Annotated in this window: 17 protein-coding genes; 12 read left to right on the top strand and 5 right to left on the bottom strand. The window is 59.2% G+C overall.

Annotation, left to right across the window (positions count from 1 at the left end):
* Positions 1-186, bottom strand: a 186-nt coding sequence (locus H3V53_RS15465) for a type II toxin-antitoxin system ParD family antitoxin (RefSeq protein ID WP_336598680.1), incomplete at its 3' end; no start/stop codon positions are given.
* A gap of 1,025 nt (positions 187-1,211) precedes the next feature.
* Here H3V53_RS15465 and H3V53_RS15460 point away from each other — a divergent pair.
* Positions 1,212-1,685 (top strand): hypothetical protein, encoded by a 474-nt coding sequence (locus H3V53_RS15460; RefSeq protein WP_336598675.1) that lies wholly within the window; start codon positions 1,212-1,214, stop codon positions 1,683-1,685.
* A 482-nt stretch (positions 1,686-2,167) separates the two neighbouring features.
* Here the strand turns inward: H3V53_RS15460 and H3V53_RS15455 are convergent, their stop codons facing one another.
* From H3V53_RS15455 to H3V53_RS15445, 3 genes are all read right to left on the bottom strand, one after another.
* On the bottom strand, positions 2,168-2,413 hold the full coding sequence (locus H3V53_RS15455; RefSeq protein WP_336598674.1) for a hypothetical protein: 246 nt from the start codon (positions 2,411-2,413) through the stop codon (positions 2,168-2,170).
* A gap of 515 nt (positions 2,414-2,928) precedes the next feature.
* Positions 2,929-3,918, bottom strand: a complete 990-nt coding sequence (locus tag H3V53_RS15450) for a ParB/RepB/Spo0J family partition protein (protein ID WP_336598673.1) — start codon at positions 3,916-3,918, stop codon at positions 2,929-2,931.
* Positions 3,915-5,120, bottom strand: coding sequence for a ParA family protein (locus tag H3V53_RS15445; protein ID WP_336598679.1), 1,206 nt, complete (start codon positions 5,118-5,120; stop codon positions 3,915-3,917). The genes H3V53_RS15450 and H3V53_RS15445 overlap by 4 nt, the downstream gene beginning before the upstream one ends.
* A gap of 1,041 nt (positions 5,121-6,161) precedes the next feature.
* Here H3V53_RS15445 and H3V53_RS15440 point away from each other — a divergent pair.
* Positions 6,162-7,556, top strand: coding sequence for a replication initiation protein (locus tag H3V53_RS15440; RefSeq protein WP_336598672.1), 1,395 nt, complete (start codon positions 6,162-6,164; stop codon positions 7,554-7,556).
* A 625-nt stretch (positions 7,557-8,181) separates the two neighbouring features.
* Here H3V53_RS15440 and H3V53_RS15435 read toward each other — a convergent pair.
* On the bottom strand, positions 8,182-9,501 hold the full coding sequence (locus H3V53_RS15435) for a hypothetical protein (RefSeq protein ID WP_336598671.1): 1,320 nt from the start codon (positions 9,499-9,501) through the stop codon (positions 8,182-8,184).
* A 651-nt stretch (positions 9,502-10,152) separates the two neighbouring features.
* Here H3V53_RS15435 and H3V53_RS15430 point away from each other — a divergent pair.
* From H3V53_RS15430 to H3V53_RS15385, 10 genes are read left to right on the top strand one after another with little or no spacing between them, the layout of a single operon-like run.
* Positions 10,153-10,866: a VirB8 family type IV secretion system protein gene (locus tag H3V53_RS15430; protein WP_336598670.1), complete on the top strand. Its 714-nt coding sequence runs from the start codon at positions 10,153-10,155 to the stop codon at positions 10,864-10,866.
* A 5-nt stretch (positions 10,867-10,871) separates the two neighbouring features.
* On the top strand, positions 10,872-11,753 hold the full coding sequence (locus H3V53_RS15425; RefSeq protein WP_336598669.1) for a TrbG/VirB9 family P-type conjugative transfer protein: 882 nt from the start codon (positions 10,872-10,874) through the stop codon (positions 11,751-11,753).
* Between the two features lie 2 nt (positions 11,754-11,755).
* A complete protein-coding gene (locus tag H3V53_RS15420; protein ID WP_336598668.1) occupies positions 11,756-13,015 on the top strand; it encodes a TraB/TrbI/VirB10 family type IV secretion system protein in 1,260 nt (419 codons plus the stop codon).
* The gene (locus H3V53_RS15415) at positions 13,008-13,814 is read left to right on the top strand and encodes a transglycosylase SLT domain-containing protein (RefSeq protein WP_336598667.1); all 807 of its coding nucleotides are present in this window, start codon (positions 13,008-13,010) and stop codon (positions 13,812-13,814) included. Before H3V53_RS15420 ends, H3V53_RS15415 begins: the two co-directional genes overlap by 8 nt.
* A complete protein-coding gene (locus H3V53_RS15410; protein WP_336598666.1) occupies positions 13,811-15,076 on the top strand; it encodes a TrbG/VirB9 family P-type conjugative transfer protein in 1,266 nt (421 codons plus the stop codon). The genes H3V53_RS15415 and H3V53_RS15410 overlap by 4 nt, the downstream gene beginning before the upstream one ends.
* Positions 15,073-15,519 (top strand): lytic transglycosylase domain-containing protein, encoded by a 447-nt coding sequence (locus H3V53_RS15405; RefSeq protein WP_336598665.1) that lies wholly within the window; start codon positions 15,073-15,075, stop codon positions 15,517-15,519. The genes H3V53_RS15410 and H3V53_RS15405 overlap by 4 nt, the downstream gene beginning before the upstream one ends.
* A 5-nt stretch (positions 15,520-15,524) precedes the next feature.
* Positions 15,525-16,148: a toxin co-regulated pilus biosynthesis Q family protein gene (locus H3V53_RS15400; RefSeq protein WP_336598664.1), complete on the top strand. Its 624-nt coding sequence runs from the start codon at positions 15,525-15,527 to the stop codon at positions 16,146-16,148.
* Between the two features lie 5 nt (positions 16,149-16,153).
* Positions 16,154-17,770, top strand: a complete 1,617-nt coding sequence (locus H3V53_RS15395; RefSeq protein ID WP_336598663.1) for a type II secretory pathway protein — start codon at positions 16,154-16,156, stop codon at positions 17,768-17,770.
* Positions 17,707-19,062: a type IV pilus inner membrane component PilO gene (locus H3V53_RS15390; protein ID WP_336598662.1), complete on the top strand. Its 1,356-nt coding sequence runs from the start codon at positions 17,707-17,709 to the stop codon at positions 19,060-19,062. The genes H3V53_RS15395 and H3V53_RS15390 overlap by 64 nt, the downstream gene beginning before the upstream one ends.
* Complete coding sequence (locus H3V53_RS15385; protein WP_336598661.1) at positions 19,049-19,660, top strand: hypothetical protein; 612 nt, start codon at positions 19,049-19,051, stop codon at positions 19,658-19,660. Before H3V53_RS15390 ends, H3V53_RS15385 begins: the two co-directional genes overlap by 14 nt.

Below are 19,660 nucleotides of genomic sequence, written 5' to 3'. Positions count from 1 at the left end.
CGGGCCGGAGCGCTCCCCCTTCTCGAGTTCGACACGCAAGGCATCGAGTTTGGCTTCCTGTTCCTCCAGCAAACGCAGGCCGGCCCGAACCACGTCGCTTGCCGTGTCGTATCGCCCGGCCCGCACGCGATCTTCGACAAATTCGGCGAAGTGGTCGCCGAGCGAAACGGATGTATTCTTGCCCATCATTGGCTCTCCTAGTTTCTGTATCCATTATACCAATTCTTGGTAACCGGCCGCGCACACCGTGATAACCGCTTCGCGCGGAGGATGGCAATCGGCGGCGGCGACTTCGCTTCCGCCCTGCCGCGAGTGAAGGATTTTTTTACAAATAACGTATCAATCACTACATTTTTGCGAACGAGGGTGTATGCCGCTCGCCAAGTGCATTGATGGTGCGCTGAGACGCCTGTGGCCTCAAATTTTCGTGAAACATCCGACAAACGACTCGAATTAGATGCGCTAAATCAATGATTTATCGGCGCTATTCTTTCTTTCCGGATGTTTCACGCGCGACTCGTAGCCCCGCGGACGGTTTGACATTACCGCCCGGTAATGTCGAAACAGACTGGGTGCGGGGCCGTTTGACAGTACGGCCCGAAGTGACACCGGGGACGAGTACGGTGACTCGCCGCGTCGAACGGGGTCCGCCAATGACTAATGGTCCGAGCCGGGGAAGACTCCAAAGGGCCCCGCGGGCATTATTCATTAGTAATCCTTAGCGTATGAGCCATTCCGTCGGGGGTTCGCAGATCCAAAAAGGCCTCCGTGAGTGTCCGCAGTCCGTCAGGGGGACGCTAGATAGCCGGCTCAGTTGAGTTCGCTGTTCGGTGGAAATCCCGGGCATGGCCAACCATGTTTCGCCTTCGGGGTGGATTTCCTCGGTATGGATGCTCAACGACCGTAGCACCTGCCTGCCGTGTTTTTTGGCTCGGCTATCCTTTTCGCAGCACGCTTGGAGGTGGCCAACCGGAGTTCCTTTCGCTCAGTCGCGGTACTGCCCTCGGTCAGAGCGGCCGTTCAAAAGCACTCTCAAGAAGCCATTGAGGCTGGAGGTTGACCAATTGAACCCCGCGCTCTCGCCCTCACCTCCCTCATAAGCCCCGAGCAACTGATGACGGCGGTACTTTCCGTATGGAGGCGGCAATTCAGTTTCTATTTTTAGGGCATAGGCGCCTGTTGGTTGATAAAGCCCGCGCACACCGCTACCCATGTTTCGTCGCCGCGCCGAGCTGTGCGGCGCATTCACTGACGACATCATTGTTCACTATGCCGGTGCGGAACTCGGGTTGATCCATCTGTTGCGCGTTGTGGGCAAGGGCGTGAAGCGCTTCTCCCGCTCGTGCCGCCCGTCCTTGAGGCGCTCGGCGGCTATCTGGCCGTACGCGGCTTTGCGCGCGGTCCCCTCGCCTGCCCGTGGCACGACGGTCATTCCCGCGCAGCCCGACAAGCAGCGCATTGGTCGGGTGGAACGCGAAGCGGCTGCAAAAGACGTTGACGTGCAAGCTACGCCGGTCGGCCTCCCGCGGCAGACGAGGCCCGACCAATATGCCACGCTGTATGCCGTGATCAAGCGCTTTTTCGCGGTGGCGATGCGGAGGCCTTGCTTCACCACTCCCGTCACGCACGCGCCTTCGCGGCGTTACGGCACGCGTTCTTCTCGCACGCGGTGGCAAACGGCGTGAGCCTCGAAAGTAGGCGGAATTTTGCGGGGCACGACTCGCTCAATACAACGTCCGTCCGGTTGACCGTGAAGGTTCATTAGCTCAAGCGGAGTGAGTGAGCAGTGTGCTTACTTCGGCTTCGGCCTGCCGCAGAGACGTTTCCGCCTCTCGGTACTGCCGGGCGATTTCTTCGGTCGGCATATCAGGAGCGCGATCTCAGCTGTGGCATAGGGTTATTTAGGAGAAGGAGTCAGGTGGGTAAGATTGTTGCGTAGCGCGATTGGCATCTGCCGCGAGCCCTTCCCTGTATTTATCAGCGAGAGACAGGGGCGGAAATACTGCTGCTTCCGACCCGCAAGAACGTAGAGACACCGTGTGTCTTTGCTGCTTTCGACAGCTCCCGTGCGGTTTTTTCGGCGATTCCCACCTCGCTGAAATCGAGAGGTGTTTCCCGCAGACAAGCGCGGACAACTGAGCGCGACTTCCCTTGAGGGTCGCTGATCTCACTCGTTCGACCATGAAAGGATCGCGGCAGGAAGTTCGGATACCGCTACCGCTTCACGCATCTTGGCGAATCCCAGTTTTATCTTCAGTTTGTCGGTCAGCACCACTGCCGCTTGTCTGTAAGAGGACCAGTTGAGTACCGTTGCCGGCGTGGTAGAGAGCAGCCACCGAAGAGGGTCTGCCACATGAATAACGATGTGCGCGGTACGACGACGAAGGATCTTACGTGCAGCCGTAGCGACCATCGAAAAGCCATCAATTAAGAACTTTGCTAGGCAGTTTAAAGTCGCCGATTGATTAGATATTAACGGCCGACTCAGTCACGTTCATGAGACTTGTCAGTCGCCACCACGACCTCAACTCTCTACTACGCACCAGAGATGTCAGCGCGCGCCAGAATCAGGAGCGTACGGACGTAGAGAGCGTGCTGCTTCTCGACACGTCGCGCGACATCGCACCGCTCTTCGGCCCGTCTTTGGCCCGACTATGGCTTACGCCAATTTCTCAAGCGTTTCTTGGCCCGAGCGTGGTCCGAACTTGGGCCGACGTCGGTATTACCGGGCACTCGCACCGTTTAGGTCTCTAGGCGGCGCCGACACAAAGCCCCGCGTGCCAGTAGTACTGACACGCGGGCGCCAACTGCGTCCCCCGGTGTGCGGACACTGTGTCGGTACTACTGACACCGCGCCGTCGCGCCGACCGTCTTTGGCTTGGGCATGAAAAAAGCCCGCGGTTGCGGGCTTCCATTGGAATGGCTGCGTCACTGCTGCGCGCTTGGTTCTTCCCGGTACAGCTCGCTAATCAGTTGCCGGATGCGAGTCTCCTGAGCCTCGCTAAGCGATCCCGTCTTGATCTTGACTGTGAAGGAATTGACGTCCTTCGTAATGCTTCCGGCCTGCTCCTTGCCCGAAAAAAACTTCGCGATACTCCGCTCGCGCGCCTCAGCTCGTGACCCTTTGCGCGTGGCCTGCGCGGCGATTGCCGCAGCATAACGGCCCTGGAGAATTTCTCCTTTAACGACGTCCGGCCATAAGTCCTTTGCCGCAGCCAAGCCTGCGGCGCCATGCTTCTTAATAGCCGAGACAATTTCCTCTGCGGCGTTGCAACCCAGCAATGCCGGTTGCAAGTCCAAATGCTCCTTGATGAAATCAGGGAGCTTGTCGAAGGCCAGGAATTGATACAGCCCGGAGCGCGACATGCCGAGGGACTCGGCGAGCCGCTTTCTATTCGGGAACTCTGCTTCCGCCCGACGGAGCGAAACTGCAACTTCGTAGTCGGTCAGGTTGGCACGCCCGATGTTCTCTACCAACGCGAGAACTACCATGTCCTCATCGGAGCATTCGACTATTACCGCCTTAATCTGCTCCAGGCCCAAGATCTTGTGCGCACGCAATCGCCGCTCACCAGCGATCAGCTGGTAGCCGGACTCGACGCGCCGCACCGCCACCGGCTGAACTAAGCCCTTCTCGCGAATTGACTCGGCAAGATCCGAAAGCTCGGATTCGACAAAAATGCGCCGAGGTTGCCATGGGTTAGGCACCACCTCGGCAACTGGAATCGTTGCCTGGCCGCCGCGCGCTTCCAACTCTTGAATTTTTAATTGTGCGGCCGCCAACGCCCCCGCCATCCCGGGTCCCGTCTTCGGCTTCTCAACCACGGGTTTGGTCGTTTCCATCTCCTCGTCAGAGATTGAGGACGTCTTCCGGAGGTTGGCAGTTTGTTGAGCCATGCGATCACGAATGCTGCTCATTGCGCGAGACTCCATTCATCGACGTACATGTTGTCAATCCACCTGCAGTATTCGACCAGCGGTTGGCGTACACGCTGCACCGTCTTTGAAACCCCATCGGATTTGCTGAGGTCAAACACAGTCGATAGCGCTAGCGCCCCGTTGCTCATCACCGAACTTGCCGGAATCTCGGTCGTAGTCAGCCAGTCTTCGTAGGCGCGTTGCGTCCAAGAACGAACAATGGGTGCAGATGAAGTCGGGCTTGTATCCACTTTCGACAGAATGACGGAGATAAAATCGTAGACCTTGTCTGACTCCTTCTCCATGAAGTTCGCGGCTATATCCGAAAATAGCCCCCAGAACGACACCGAGCTGATGAAGTCCAAGCTCTCTGGCACCAAGGGCATCACCATCGAATCAGCTGCCATCAACGCGTTTAAAGTGAGGTAGGAGAGGGATGGCGCAGTGTCCAAGATGATGTAGTCGTATTTCTTGCGCAGCGGCTCCAAGCCTTTTCGCAGGATTGCCCAAAACTGATAGCTCGGGCGAGTCTTAAGCATCGAGGGGATGAAGAACTCAGCACTGAACAGCGATGGATGCGCGGGAATCACATCCAAGCCGTCCCAATAAGTTTCCTTGATCGCGTATTCCAGACCTCCTTCCATCTCTTCGTTATAGATAAAAGGGAGCACTGTCGAATCCTCGTCGACCTCCTTCTCAGCATAAAGTCCGCAAAGTTCGGACAGTGATGCCTGCGGGTCCAAGTCAACCACCAGTACCTTCCGCCCACGCAACGACAACCCCTGAGAAATACACATGGTGGTCGTAGTCTTCGTTGACCCTCCCTTGAAGTTTGCAACCAGAACGATCTTGCCGTCGGCCTCGCGACCAGTCACTAGCGGCGATTGATAGATTTCCGACAATTGTTGTACGTAGGTGCGTGCCTCTGCCAGGCTGAACAGGCGGCTACGTCCCGTTCCGTGCGCAACGCCCGGCGGCAAAGTGCTGCCTTCACGTGTTGCTTGGTAGTGGAGTTTGGTCCGGTCTAGCCCGCACAAATCTGCCACTTCGGCAGTCGTAAAGTTCGGTGGCGCCTTTCGCGGCCTCGGCGTAAGGATTTGCTCACGCAGTTCGGCTGTCAGTCCGTCCAGCTTTTTCGCAAAATTGGCGATTTTCGCTAGAGGCACCTTGCGCGTGATAGGAGGGAATTCGGCTTTATTCATCATTTTTACGCTTTCACCTGAAATCAGGACAAAGCGTAGAATACTCGAAAACTTTGACAAAAGCGCGTTCGCCTTAGCTGGCTTCTGAAATTTGTCGCCTAAATGACTGAAAACCAATGAAAAACCCCAACGGTCAGAGGGGACCAAGCCTTGACTGCCCTTGTCGAAGCACGGCGGCAGGTGCGCTCATGGTGAGATGAATTGTGGAAATATGTCGACACGCTGGCGCCAGCTGAGGGGAGGCATTGGCCAGCGCATGAGGCCACTTGGCTATTTCAACAATTCTACTCACCAACGAAAGGCCGCCTCGCAGCGGGAAGGCACGTGGCTCCGGGCGCACTTCAATCATCCTTCTCTCAGCCGGAACGAGCCGCTGACGTGTATGGCCGCGCAGGTTACGCCTCTACAAAATTTCTCACCATCAGCCACCGCCGAACGCGATTTATCCACAGGAGCCATCGACCAAGAACTTCGTTCGGACGACCTCGCGCGACTCGAGCGGAAAAAAGTGAGCACCCTAACTATGGCAACGCACAAAATCACTCACCTTCCGTTCAACAAAACCACTCACCGACGACCGATCGTTTTCCCGCTAGCCCATTGTCTGGCAAGGGTTTCAGCGACTGGAGGGCATAATGCAACAAAATCACTCACCATCTCTCCTTACCTACAAATTCACTCACCAGCCGCTGGAAAACTTCTCACCTTCGTGAGGATTCGCACTCACCTTTGGCCAACAAGATCTCTCACCTCGAGCACAGAAATTCTCACCTAAACGGTGCTACCTGATTGATTTCGCGAGCCTTTTTCGCTCTCTGTAGTTAGCTTGTTGGTTTTGGTTTTAAAAATCACTTAAAAAACTAACAACCGCCCCGGGCCGTTCAATGCAAAAGATAGGCGACCCTGTTCGGTCCTTAGGCGCCAATGCCCGCGATGAAAATTGTTGCAATGATTGGCTTCATGGTGAGTCTTTTTGTTTTGACATCTCACCTACACGTGTTAGATTCTGCGCGACCGGGCAAACTAGGGACACGATCCTCGATGGGAAACAACATTACGACACGCGCAACCTCGCGTCAGCTGTCGTTTGAGCTGTTCGAGGAGATGCTCGCCGCAGATACGCCAATCAACGAATCGACGAAGGAAATTGGCTACCAGCGTAACAACGTTTTCGTCGATATCACCGATGTGGGTATTACAGCCAGGCGATTCCTGGACGCGGCGCATTTCATTGTTGCGCAGGAGCCAACCACCCCGAAGGTTTACGACGTTGAACTCAGCTACTTCCGATGGCTCATGCGCTATGACAGTTACAACTATAAGCACCTGCGAACGGTGGTGTCCGAAGCTCAGAAGGCTTTGATTCAGGTTTCGTCCTCGCCCACGGGCAGCACGTTCGGAGAGGATGAAAAGTGGGTGTCAGTCCAGCTCATCGGTATCGTCGGCATCGACAAAGGGCGGATCACGTTTGCTGTTCCGGAGCCGCTGATTCCGCACATCAAAGATCCGGTGAAATCGCACTGGCTGAGCCTGCGAATCACCTCCGCCTTCACGCTTACCTATGCTAGAGCTATCTACGACCACGTCCTCGGTTACGTAGCCGAAGGGATAACCGAATGGTTCGAAGTCGATGTGGTACGTGGCTGGCCCGGAAAAGCTGCGTCTCCCGCAACCGAATTCAAGTATTTCAAACGCGACAGCCTCGACAAGGCGGTTAAGCAGATCAACGCAGTCTCCGACATTGAGTTGAGCTACGAGACTCGCACCGTGAACCCGAAGTCGAAAAAGATCGACCGGATTCGTTTCAGGCTGACGCGCAAGGAAACTGCTGGGGCTATTCGAGCGAGCCTACTTGGCGCGCAAGAGATATATACGACGCTGAAGAACGAATTCGGGTTCACTGAAAAGCAGTTCAACACCATCTCGCAAAACCGCGCTGTTTGGTCGGATGAGCGTATTCTCCAGGCAATCGAATACACGCGCGCCAAGGTCGACTCCGGCCAAATCAAGAAGAGTCCGGGCGCCTACCTGCTAAAGGCTATCACTGATGGCTACAAGCTATCGGATGCTGACCGCAAAATGCTTACGGTCCAGCAACAGCAGCAGGAACGGGGGAGGGCGGAGTCCAGCGCTAAGGAACTGGCTACAGCAGCCGTCGCCGCAAGCACTGCAGCGGCAGAGGAGCGCAGTAAAACTAAGGCCGTCGAGAATGCCGACCTTGGGCGTGAGGCGTATCACAAGGCGGACGGTAGGGCGCAAAAGGACTTCATGCGTGCCTTTATCGCCTCCGCGGCTGGCAAGCTGGCCATCAAGCGGGTAAAGCTCAACCCTGCGACGATCCAAGAGTCGGAAGTGCTGGCGCATAAGGACCTTTCCTTTGCGCTCTACACCTTCGTGTTCCTGCGCACGAAAGCGGAAGCCGCCGCCAAGGTTTAAGCTTCATGTGAGCACTCGGCCCAGCACCTCGTAGACCCTCACGGGCTCCATAAGACCGTCACGAACATCGCACAGTATAGGCACACGCCCTGACGAATTTGCGAGACTGAGCGCGCCATCTTTTTACGTGTAATGGCTTGTCCAAAGTCCGCCTCGTTCTAAGTGTATGAACTTAAACAAGAACGCGCGTGACGAAACTGTAGCCAGTCCTGCGCGTTCCACCCTTTTTTGGCCCCACCAAACGATGGAAGTACACAGATCCGTGGTTCATGGGATGGTGAAAGAGCTATGAAACAAGCGCTCACTCCACGGGAGTAGCCTTAACACGTATAAAGACACCTCCCCGCGTCAGCGGCTCATACTTGGGGACCGTGAGCATAAAGGCGCTTAATTCCCTGCGCCTTTCGCCTCAAATCGCGCATTAGAAGTTTTTTCAGTGGTAGCCATTGATCAAGGGTTGCTAGAAACTGATCGGCCCACAAACGGCGCACGAACCCACGAATGACTGTTGAACCGCGCGCAGCCGGCAGCGGCTAAGCTGCCGTCTCATGGATTTGCTGGCGACCGTCTACAGTTGCTGCAACGATGCAGATCAATTCTGCGGCCGAGGCATAGCTCGATGCGCTCAGGTAGTTCTGCACGATGCACCGATCCTAACGGTTTCGAACGGGTTCGCAGCAAGGTATTGATACGAAACCAGATCGTCGAAGCACTTCCTCACCGTTTCGAGCGCTTTCCGCCGGCTCGCGTACGAGAGCGGTCCACGGAAGGGACGCCAAGTCGGTTCATCGCGCGAGCGCCGCCCCTTCATTATCCAGACAGATCGCGGTTGAGGATCCACCGCAAACTGGTTGATGTATTCATCGGCATCGATGACATCAATGCTCGACAGCGGCTTTTCCTTCGCGATAATGGCCCACAACAACAAACGTTCGACTTCGTTTTGATATCTGTTCCGAGTCGTTGGGTTCCGGTACTCAGACAGCCAGTGCTCCAGCGCAGATCGATCGTCGTGAACGCCAACAGGAGGCATGGCAATGCCACGGTTCGATCCCACAGAGCCGGACAGGTGCGGAGGTGTTGAAAGGCGGGAAAGAGGAACTGGCCTGTTAAGCCGTCGCCGGTGCGTAGCGACATACGGCCGGCGCAGATCTACGCGCGGCTTAACGATGCCGCTACTGGCTCCTGCCACGCTATTGGCGTTCGCCGCGCGGCCTGCGAACGCCACGTTCAGACAGCCCACAAGCGTTTCAAGGCGCGATTCACTGTCTGGATCCAACGCGTCGAGATGTATCTCCACGAATATACGGCCCGGTCGGCCGCGCCTCTCGGGCGCACGCCGCACTTTGGCAAGGAATTGTGAAGCGTCGATTCCCATAAGACGCGCCAGCATACGTTGTGGGCTCGGCTGTGGTACCAGCTTCCGGGCAGCTACCGCCTCTTTGCGGATTGCCTCAACCCCTCGCACGGCTACTAAGTCTGCAATGGCCCGCCCCATTTCGAAGGTCAGGCAATCCGCCGGGAGAACACTCGTTAGCTCATCGGGTAGATTGGCCACGGCCGATGCCGACACGATTCGCGAATGCGCGATGCCCATCACTTCGGCAGCTTCGCGCATCGTTGCCCATGTTTTCAGCCGAACGCCTTCGCGATAGCGCCTGTACAGCGCCAAGGGGCTATCCCTCTTGTAGGTTCCACGAAAGCCGGGAGCGCGATGGGTGCCGCATAGATGCGCCATAATTTCAGTACGCGACTTCCCAGTCGGATCAATCAGGGCAGCGCGGCTCACTAGATAAGCAATACCGTTCTTGTTCCTCATGCGAACGAGTTGACGGGCTGTCTCGTGCACTATGCCAACGTCGGAAAACAGCGCCAAAATCTCGTCAGGAAATGCCGAAACAGCTAGCGCTTGTTGAATCTGTGCCCGGCGAACGCGGAGGCCCAAGCTCGTTAGTCTCTCCGCTGCCTCCGCTTGGCTTCCCCACTTTAGTCCAAGCCCTGCACGATAGAGAGCCACGAGCGCCAGCGGGTCGTCAGCTAAAGTGTTGGTCCTACTATTAGCCGCGTTACTCATTTCGCTCATCCAATCTCATGATCGTCGGTTAGTGCATGCGGACGAAAAAGAAGCCAAACCCTCGCGCCAATCCGTTACCTTTCATTTGTCGGTTTCTTGCCGGCTAGCGCTTGGACACCATGCCGTCAAGCCTTAGGCGACCGAGAGAGGTCTTCCAGGACATCAATGCCATCTTGAACGTGAAGCAATTCTTCTGATCCCATACACGTATAACGCGTTTTTCATTGTCTGTGGCTAAGTCGTTGATTACGCAGCTATCGTTTGTGTATCGTTTATAGACCACCGCAATAAACGATACATTACCTGTACGTACAATAGCGCAAAGTCGCAGCCAGCGGATTCGAAAAGCTTATCGAAAACGACGGTCTTTCCGGGTTTTGATCTGTAACGCGTTAAACGCTCTGCTCTGGACGCGCGGCAAGTAAAAGAGGCAAACATAAAAGGCCGCTAAAACTCTGTGCCTTTTGCCGCAAATCGCTTGTGAGAAATTGCTTCAATGGTAGCCATTCATCAAGGGTTGCCATGCGCATTTTCAGGAACAAGCGGCAGGCCGCGCTATCCACGGCCCCCGGCATGTATGCCGAGGAAGAAGATCCATCGAAAGTCATCTTCGAGACGAGCACGCGGCTCAAGGTCGAGAGCAACCGCTGGATGCTCATCGCTTTCGCCTGCGCTGCCGTCGCGGCCGGAGCGGTCTGGACGCGTCAGCCACCGCCTTCCGTTACTCGCGTGGTTGGCGTCTCGGCCGACGTCAGCGGTCACCCGGTGGTGACTGAACTTGTTGCGTACAAGCCGGACTCGCAGGCCTTGCGCACGAGCATGCGTGACATGGCCGTCCGCTGGTTCACGATCGAGCCGGTGCTGACCGACAGCCTTCAGACGTCGCGTATGTCGCTGAACATCAACTCGGTGAAGGCACAGATGATCGGCGCGGCCACAGACCAGTTCAAAACCTGGCTGCGCGACGACGCGCCTTTCCAGCAGATCTCGGCCAATCCCAAGCTGATCCGTGAAGTGAACGTGCGCAACATCGCGCTGCTGGAGGACCAGACGGTCCTCGTTGAATTCACAACGACGACCTCCCAGGCAGGCGCTTCCGGCAAGCCAGAGGTCAAGTCGTATGCGCTGACCCTGCGCTATCAGATCGTCGCGCCAACGGCCGACGCAGCACTTACCGCCAATCCCTTCGGCATCTACATTCCGTTCTTCCGCCTTGAGCGGACCGGTGGAGCTTGAACAGCATGACTTCCAGACTTCAGCGGCCGGCGCTCGGCCTCCTTGCCCTGCTCACGGCAATAGCCTTGCCGATGACCGCGGCGAACGCCAAAAAGCCTACGGACAACGGTTCGTTCAACGCCGCGATGATTGCCGGTGACCCGATGAGTCCGGTTAATCCATTCAACGGTGGATCAGACCCGCTTACGATGCCAGGCGACGCTCGCATCGGCGTCTTCCCATATAGCCGCGACCAGATTTTTCGAGTGCTCACCGCGCCGCTCAAACTCACGACGATTGAGCTCGAGCCGGGCGAGAAACTGATTGCCGATCCGGCTATGGGCGACAGCATCCAGTGGGAGGTCGACGACGACAAGATGAACCACGTGTTCATCAAGCCGCACAAGGCGGACATCGTCAATACGCTGCACCTGACGACGAACCGGCGGGAGTATGACTTCACGCTGATCGCGTCGCCCGCTGGCGGCTTCTTCTATCAGACCGTGCGCTTCCAGTATCCGCGTGCACCGATGGGTCGGGCTGCAACGCGCGATGACATTGGTGGAGTGGGCCCGGGCGCTGCCGCTGGCGACCGGGGCGGTGACTCCGGCAGCATCAGCGTCGCGCCCGACAAGCTGAACTGGGACTACTCCGTCGACGGCAATGCGGAGTTCAAGCCCGAGGTGGTGTTCGATGACGGCCATTCGATCTGGATGCGCATGCCCGCGAAGGCGCAGACCTGGCCGGTGCCAATGTACAAGGACCATGGCGATCGCGTCGTCGGCAATTTCATCCGCCGTGGTGACTTCCTTGTGTTCCAGCGCCTCGCTGATGAGATCGTCCTCGTTTCCGGCAAGGATGAGGTGACGGTGATGCGTGGGCGCCGGCGCGTGTTCGGAGTGTTCTGATCGTGGCCAAAAAAACGGAGCAGGCGACGCCCAACGCCGAGCAGGCGGCGATCGTCAAAGGCAAGACGCCCCGCAACGCCATCATGAGCATTGGGCTGCTGGCTGCACTGATTATCGGCGCACTAGGCTTCTACTACGAGTTGAAAGCGAGCGACCAGGCTGCGGAAGAAGCGCGTCTGAAAAAGGCAACGGCTCTTAAAAGCAGCACGGAGGCACCCGCTGCAGGCACCGCTGACATCGACAAGGTGATCAAACAGCAGCAGGAGGCGGCTGCAGCTGAGGCGGCCGCGCGCGCCGCGTCGGATGCAGCAGCAGCGCAGCGTCCGACGGTCAAGCCGATGCTGACCGGCAATGATTTCCAGCGCGAGGTGGGGTCGGGCGGTGGCGACACAGAAGCTCTCGCCGCCAGCAACAAGCAGGATGCGATCTATACCTCGTCGGTTTTCAAGCAGTCTGGCGCCTCCCGTAATTCAAATCCGCCCGCAACCGCCACGCCTGCGGGCGTTCCCACTCTGGACGATTTTCGTGCGGCGCGCGCCGCAGCGACTTCCGCTGCGCAGAACCCGGCAGACGCGATGGCGCTCGCACTGGGCAAACAGGGCCGGGCACCAGAAGACCGCGACAAGGCGTTCCTGAAAGAAACGGCAGGGCAGGGCGGCATCGAGCAGACGACGTTCAACGGTCGGTCGCGCCGTTGCACGCTCACGCCGCCGCACAACATTCATGTAAAAACCATCGAAGGCCTGAATTCGGACAAGCCTGGCCGCGTTGCGCTGATGGTCGACGAGGACATCTACGATAGCCTGCGTGGCGACTGCCTGATGATCCCGAAGGGTTCGTTCATCAACGGCGCGTATAGCGCAGACATCAAGGTCGGACAGGAACGTCTGCTTGTCGCGTCGACCAGCCTTCGGCTGCCGAACGGCAAGAGCGTGCCGATGAACGGCATGCAGGGCGCGGATCAGAATGGCGCCGCCGGTTTTTCCGGTGATGTCAACAATCACTTCCTGGCGATCTTTGGGGCGGGCTTCATCACCGCTGTACTGCTGAAGAGCTTCGACAACGGATCAACGACCTCCACGACGGCAAGCCCGATCGGCATAACGACCACCGGGAGCACTGCAGGGCAGGTGGCTGCGACGACGGCGCAGGCCGTGCTTCAACGCAACCAGAACATCCCGCCGACGATCACGGTGCCACCCGGGCAGCAGTTCCTCGTCCAGGTGACGCAGGACATTGTCATGGAGCCGTACCATGACTAGGCGCGTCGTCGCTGCGCTGCTGCTGACGGCCATGTGCTCGTCGGCGCATGCCGCAGTGATCGAGACGGTGATCAGCCCAACGCGCTTTGTCGTTGAAGAGCACGGCGAGCGCTCCGTGCTGGAGCTTCCCGGCAGGCCCGTGTACGCATGCGGCCTCCAGCGCTTCCTTACATGGGCGCAACCGCTGAGAGGGCAAAGCATCACGCCTGGGTCACGCGGCTTCGCAACTGTACTCGTTGATGGCGCGCCGGAAAGCCTGCAGGCGTTACTGGTGCGCAATGGTTGGCTGCAGCCAGCTATGCTTGACGACGAAGCACAGGCCGCGTTGACCGAGCGCCGTGGCGGCTGGGCCTGTGCGTCTGCGCTGACACCATTCGACGTCATGCATACAAGCGTCGACGCGAAGATCCTTGCGGGCGTCGCGCTCAATGAGTCGGCCTACAACGGTCGCGCCTGGCCATGGACGCTTAACGTCGCAGGCCGCGGCTTCTTCTTCCGCACGCGCGACGACGCCTACAAGGCGGTCCGCTTTCTCATCTCCGACGGTCGGTGCGATTTCGATGTAGGCCTCATGCAGATCAACTGGTGCTACCACCGGCAGCGCTTCGCGTCGCCGTGGGAAGCACTTGCACCCGCAACGAATATCCGTGTGGCTGAAGACATCCTCAACGAGAACTATCGCAAGACGAACTCGGCGGTGAAAGCCGTGGCGTATTACCACAGCGCCAATCCGAAGCCGGGCCGCGAGTATCTCGCGCGCTTCATCCAGCATCTTTCACAAATCGACCGCGGTCTATGAAGCAAACGCTAACCCTTATCGCGCTGGCAGTCTTCTCGGTGTCAGCCTTGGCTGCGAGCACCGATCCGCTGGACTTCGACTACCAGATCAACGGCAACATGACCGAGCGCCCGGCGCTTGTGTTCAACGATGGCACCGACACTTACCTGCAGCCGCGTGCGGGCCAGGTCCTGAAGGTTGAGGGCGGTCACACAGAAGGCCCGTACATCGTCGTGTCCGGTACGCCCGAAGTCATTTCATATTCGGTCGGCGGGTCCAGTGCAACGGCGCGCTGGAAAAAGTCCAACAGTTTTACTTCCGAGCGGGGTAACCGCAGCGGTGACATGCCCGCCGGGTTCACGGGTTTCTCGAACCGCCTTGCGCTGATCGGCGCACGCGCTCGACTGGAGACGACACGCCCGATGAACGCAACGCTGCCGCTGGCCCAGATGGTCAAGGCACTCGTGCCGCAGGGGTGGACCGGGTCCGCGCAGAAGGACGTGGACCTGACGAACGCGCAGAGCTTCGCGACGCGCGATGGCGAGAACTGGATGCAGTCGCTCGACCGCCTGCTCGGCGCTGTGGACCTCTATGCGGACGTCGATTTCACCGCGCACCACGTCACGCTGCGTCGTGCTGCCGTCAAGTCGACGGGTGTGAACTACGTCGCGAGCGCCGCGCCCGCTGATCCCATCGTTGGGGAAACCCAGACGGCGAGCGTAGGGCCGGATTCTGCCGCGGCCGCAGTCGCAAGTGGTGCGACGGCGGTTTCCGACAAGGCGCAATCCCAGGACGGGCTGGCGGTGAAGTTCGGGGCTATCGCGATCCGCGATGGCGACGACACGCACATCCAGATCCGCTTTTCACAAAGGCCTGCAAAAGAGCTCGTCTTTCGGGACATGGAAGGCCATTCCCTCAAGCCAAAATGGGACGACTCAAGCAATGTCGTGACGTTTAACCGTGCAGAGCGGTTCGTGGTGTCGAACGGTTCGGACAGTGTTGAAGTCGCGCGCGTCGCGGGCCTTGTGTACGTCTTTGAGCCAAAAAACAGCGCGGGCCTCGAGAGCGTGTTCGACAAGGAAGGATCGACCTATTTCAAGTTTGCGGACACCGTCGGCAACGTGAAGGTGTCGGATGTCGCTCACATGGGATCGGGCGAGCAGAAGGGGCGCTATTACAAGTTCAACGGCACTGCCGACCAGTTCATCGTGAACGCGGACGGCAACGTCGTGAATGTGACGCGCAAGCATGACGTGCGCTTTTTCGACCGTCCGAAATCATGAAGGTCCGATCGGTCGCGAAGCTCGCTGTGCCTGTAGCACTGCTTGCGGGCGTTCAGATTTTCAGTCTGCCGGCTCTTGCAGATTGCCTCGATGACGCCGCGCAGTTCCATCACGTCAACGTGGTGCTCGTGCGCGCGATCGCGCAACAGGAGTCGGGGATGCGCGCCAATGCGATCAACGTGAATACGGATGGCTCGGAAGACATTGGCCTGATGCAGATCAATTCGTCGTGGCTCCCAAAGCTCAGGCGCTACGGCATTACGCGCGCGTCCCTGTTCAACCCGTGCGTCAACGGTTACGTCGGCACATGGATCCTTGCGTCGAACATCAGGCAGTTCGGCCCGACGTGGAAGGCGGTTGGTGCGTACAACGCCGTCTCGACCAACAAGCAACTGGTGTACGCGAACAACATTTATCGGCGCATCCAGCGCGCGGCCCACTGAAACTCATGAAGCAAATGATCATCATGCCCTCCCGTCGTCGCGCCACGCTGGTCGCGCAGTTACTCGCACTGCTCGCAATGACGGGGTTTACGCCCGCGTCGTTCTCCCAGTCAAAACTGTCCCCGCCTTCAGGCGATGGCTGGCAGTTGCTCGCTGCACCCACGGCGCCGGTCGCGCCTGTTGCCACGCTGGCGATGGTCGCTCCCCCGGGCAGTCCCGGTGCCCGGACCGCCTCGTCGCAGGCATCGCTACCGCCAGTACTGGCTTCCACTCCCGAACCGCCGGCTCCTGCACTGCACACGCCCGCATCCACTGCCGTCACGCCGGTCGTCCTGCCGGGAACGCCGGCGCCTGCATCCGCTGGCGTTCTCTCGTTCGCTATCACACCGCAGGACGTCAACCTGCGTAACGCCCTCGACCGCTGGCTACAGCAGCAAGGCTGGCAGCTTGCGTGGAAGATCGACGATGACCTGCCGCTCGAATTCAACGCGACGTTTAGCGGCGACTTTGACGCTGTCCTCACGCAGGTGATGCGAGCCACGAACCATATGCGCACGCCCACGCGCGTTTGCGTACACACCAACAACGTTGTTCGCGTGGTCGCACGCGCAGCCAACTGCCAGGATTAATCAAGATGCGCATCAACCGTTTCCAGGCTGCTGTTTCCCTTCTGCTGGCGTCCGCCCTGACGGGTTGCGCGATCTCGCAATCTGACATCAACGGCGCATACGATGCGGCGACGCGTGACGCAACGCACGCGATGGCGAATACCGGCGACTCCATGCCGCTCGTTGAACATGTGCCGACTGCGTTCCTCGGCGACCGGCTTGTGCCAGTCGCATATGAGGCCACGCTGCCTGCCGTCTTCCGCGAAAAGACCATCACACTGCCAGCGAACCTCCCGATCACGAAGATTGCAACGCTGGTGTCGAATGCGACGGGCTACCCCGTTCACCTGAGCCCTGACGTGTTCATCTCGCGCGACGCGCTGATCGATACGGCCTCTGGCACGGCGGGCGGCCAGGCGCGGGGTCCGCTGCCGTCCGCGAGCGGCACCGTTGAACCCGTCTACCGACAGGCCGGAGACGCGCGCATCGGCCAGTACCTGCACAGCCTGACAGAGGATCTCGGTCTGGCGTGGAGCTTCGATGGTGCGACGATCAATATCTCGCGGTTCGTCACTCGCACCTTCCAGATCGCCGCCATTCCGGGCGCGGTGAGCATCAAGTCGACGTTGTCGAAGGGTACCGACACGTCGACCGGCTCGCAGTCCAATGGAACGGGTACGACCAGCGCTAACACCGGTTCGTTCTCGGCTGTCACTTCTACGGGACGGGATGGCACCTTCGACCAGATCGCGTCGATCACAAAGGAACTGGAGAGCCTGAGAACGCCGCTGGGCAAGATCACGGTCAATGCGCAGACCCGTCTGGTCACCGTGCGCGATACGAAGGAGGCCGTCGACCGGATGAGCGATGTGCTCAAGCACGAAAACGCAGTCTTCACGCGGCAGGTCGCGATTCGCGTGCGTACCTTGCAGATCGCCCTCAACGACGGCTCCCAGGCTGGCGTAAGTGCAGACATCGTCTTTAACCGCATCTCGGACGGCCTGAAGAAGTACTCGATCAGCGTCGTCTCTCCGACGACGCTCGCGACCGCAGCTGGCCAGGTTGGTCTGTCGATCCTCACGCCAAACGCGCCGCTGACGGGTACGAATGCCATCATCAGTGCGGTCAATACGTATGGCAAGACAATCTCGGATAACACGCAGACGAAGGTAACGCTCAATGGTCTGCCCGTGTCGATCGGCTCGTTTGAGACGAAGGGCTACCTCGCGGCGACCACACCATCGGCAGGCTCGATCAGTGGAACGACGGGCGGGGTGCCGGGCCTGCAACCAGGGTCAGTTACGGTCGGTGACTTCGTGAACATCCTGCCGTCGGTGAACGATCATAACCAGATCATCCTGTCGTACTGGAGCGACAACTCCAAACTGAATGGCCCTTTCACCACCATCGGAACGGGATCCGGGCAGTCGGCCCAGCAGATCCAGTTGCCCGATATCGTGGGCAGCAAGGATGACCAGACTATCGCGCTCGCTGACGGTCAGACCGTCGTCATGTATGGCGCCATTACGAACAACTACGACGGGTCGAGCAACAACGGCATCATGGGCGCCAGTGGTGCATGGAACAAGGCGAAGACCTTCCAGGTGATCATGCTGACCGCGACCGTCGTACCGTCGATGTGAGCGGCGCGATGCATTTCGAGACCATTCCCAACGAAAAGAAGGCCAGGCTCGTCTTTGGCCTGGAGTGGCGCGCCTACGCGACGAAGGGCGGGGCAGCCGAGCGACGGCGCTATGCGCAAGAACTCGACGCGACGCACTACGTTGAACTCAAGGGCAAGGAAGAGACGGTTGCGGGCTTCTGCGCGCCCGACGCTGCCGAGCGAAAGGGCGGCGTGAAGTTGTATTCGGCGGCCGCGCGCGTGGCCGGCCTCGAGCGCGTGCGCACCAAACCTGCCGTGCTCGTGCTGATCCAGGACGGGCAGCGCGTGCATGCGGTGCTGGTCGTGCGCGGTACCGTCCGTGTCGACGAAACCGTTGCGTTGCCTGCGCTTGAGACAAAACGTGTCGCGTGGGAAGACGAGTGCGCAAAAAACCGCGTCGATCTCGTCACGATCGGATACGGCGCCGATCTCGGCGACGTCGACGAACCGTTCGCCGTGAGCGAACTGCTGCGCGGCAAGAGCGTTGGCCTGATCAGGAAGGTGCCCGTCAAGGTGCCGACGGCGATCCCGGTGATCGTGATTGCCGTTGCCCTCATCTACGGTATGAGCGAGGCGATGAGCTATATCAGCCCGCCACCGCCACCGCCGGCGCCGCCGCCGAGCTTCATGCAGGACTATCAGACCGCGGTCGCTCGCGCGTTTGCCGGACAGATTCCGATGGCATCGGCGCTTGCGCCAGCCCTGTTCGACATTTTCCGGAATCAGGAAACGAACATGGCGGGGTGGCAGTTCCAGAAGGCGTCATGCGGCGTGGCGGGCAACTGTTCGATCACCTACAAGCGCGAGGGCGGCACATTCAAGGAATTTGACGCCCGGGCGTCCGCCGACATGCGGCCAGTCGTATTCGATGCGGGCGGTCTGTCGCTCCAGACGAGAGGCCCCGCCGTGCCGCGCGTGCAAAAGCTCGCACTCGCACAGGCGAAGCAGTGGCCGAGCGCGCAGGCGCTGATCAAGCAGCTTCAGACCGATCCCCAGCGGCTGTCGACCAAGCCCGACCAGCTGATGAGTCACGGCTATGTGGTCACGCTCCGGCCGCCCCAGCGTCTGCTCGCACGTCAGCCGCTTGCGGGCGAGGTGAAGGGTCCGCTCGTCCAGTCGGGTGACTGGACCATCGAAGGCTATATGTGGCAAAGCCGGCTGCTGTCGCGGCTGCCGGACAACATGTCTCTGGACACGCTTGAGCTCGAACTGAAGGAAGACGGCACCGGCGTGCATTTCACCGCGAAGGGTAAATACTATGTTCTCCAATAACGCGGCCTGTCGCACGGCGGCATCGATCTTCCTGCTATGCGTGACGGGCTTCGCGCATGCAGACGAAAAGCACCTCACGCTCGATGACATTGACGGGCTCGCGCGTCAGAACCTCGTCAACACAATGCGCAAGGCGGATGGAACACAACCTCCCGCGGGCGCCCCTGCGGCGAGCGTCGTACTCAATGCACCGCTAAATTCACCGGCGCCAGCGCCCGATGCTCAGGCCGCTGCCGCAAGCAAGCCGCCTAAACAGCAACGGCCGCCCGCCCACGTCAGCCCGCCGGTCTCGTTCGTTGGCGCGTACAGCGACATGAGCGGAGCGCACGTGCTGTACGACTATCAGGGGGGCATCTACTCGGCAGCACGTGGCGCGAAGCTGCTCAACGGCTGGGTGGTAACGCGCGTCGATGGGTATCACGTCACAGTGTCCGAAGGCAAGCGCACGTGGTCGGAGGTCATCTCTGCACCCGACATGGGCTCGGGCACGACGGACGATAGTGCTGCTGTGCGCGCGGTAACGGATCTCGGTGGCCCTCTGCCTGCGGGCGCCCCTGGTGGCGTGGGTCCGGCAACGGTGCTTTTCAACGCGAGGTAA

The organism is Paraburkholderia bengalensis (genome assembly GCF_037126505.1).
In the GTDB taxonomy this organism is placed as follows: Bacteria; Pseudomonadota; Gammaproteobacteria; order Burkholderiales; family Burkholderiaceae; genus Paraburkholderia; species Paraburkholderia bengalensis.
The sequence above is the reverse complement of the archived record's forward strand: the minus strand, read 5'-3'. Positions and strand labels throughout refer to the sequence as shown.

What these genes read in the sequence shown, in the direction of transcription:
- H3V53_RS15405 (WP_336598665.1), top strand. Translation starts at nt 15,073, where the DNA reads ATGAAGGTCCGATCGGTCGCGAAGCTCGCTGTGCCTGTAGCACTGCTT.
- H3V53_RS15410 (WP_336598666.1), top strand. Translation starts at nt 13,811, where the DNA reads ATGAAGCAAACGCTAACCCTTATCGCGCTGGCAGTCTTCTCGGTGTCA.
- H3V53_RS15400 (WP_336598664.1), top strand. Translation starts at nt 15,525, where the DNA reads ATGAAGCAAATGATCATCATGCCCTCCCGTCGTCGCGCCACGCTGGTC.
- H3V53_RS15440 (WP_336598672.1), top strand. Translation starts at nt 6,162, where the DNA reads ATGGGAAACAACATTACGACACGCGCAACCTCGCGTCAGCTGTCGTTT.
- H3V53_RS15425 (WP_336598669.1), top strand. Translation starts at nt 10,872, where the DNA reads ATGACTTCCAGACTTCAGCGGCCGGCGCTCGGCCTCCTTGCCCTGCTC.
- H3V53_RS15460 (WP_336598675.1), top strand. Translation starts at nt 1,212, where the DNA reads ATGTTTCGTCGCCGCGCCGAGCTGTGCGGCGCATTCACTGACGACATC.
- H3V53_RS15385 (WP_336598661.1), top strand. Translation starts at nt 19,049, where the DNA reads ATGTTCTCCAATAACGCGGCCTGTCGCACGGCGGCATCGATCTTCCTG.
- H3V53_RS15455 (WP_336598674.1), bottom strand. Translation starts at nt 2,413, where the DNA reads ATGGTCGCTACGGCTGCACGTAAGATCCTTCGTCGTCGTACCGCGCAC.
- H3V53_RS15390 (WP_336598662.1), top strand. Translation starts at nt 17,707, where the DNA reads ATGGAACAAGGCGAAGACCTTCCAGGTGATCATGCTGACCGCGACCGT.
- H3V53_RS15395 (WP_336598663.1), top strand. Translation starts at nt 16,154, where the DNA reads ATGCGCATCAACCGTTTCCAGGCTGCTGTTTCCCTTCTGCTGGCGTCC.
- H3V53_RS15445 (WP_336598679.1), bottom strand. Translation starts at nt 5,120, where the DNA reads ATGAATAAAGCCGAATTCCCTCCTATCACGCGCAAGGTGCCTCTAGCG.
- H3V53_RS15415 (WP_336598667.1), top strand. Translation starts at nt 13,008, where the DNA reads ATGACTAGGCGCGTCGTCGCTGCGCTGCTGCTGACGGCCATGTGCTCG.
- H3V53_RS15450 (WP_336598673.1), bottom strand. Translation starts at nt 3,918, where the DNA reads ATGAGCAGCATTCGTGATCGCATGGCTCAACAAACTGCCAACCTCCGG.
- H3V53_RS15430 (WP_336598670.1), top strand. Translation starts at nt 10,153, where the DNA reads ATGCGCATTTTCAGGAACAAGCGGCAGGCCGCGCTATCCACGGCCCCC.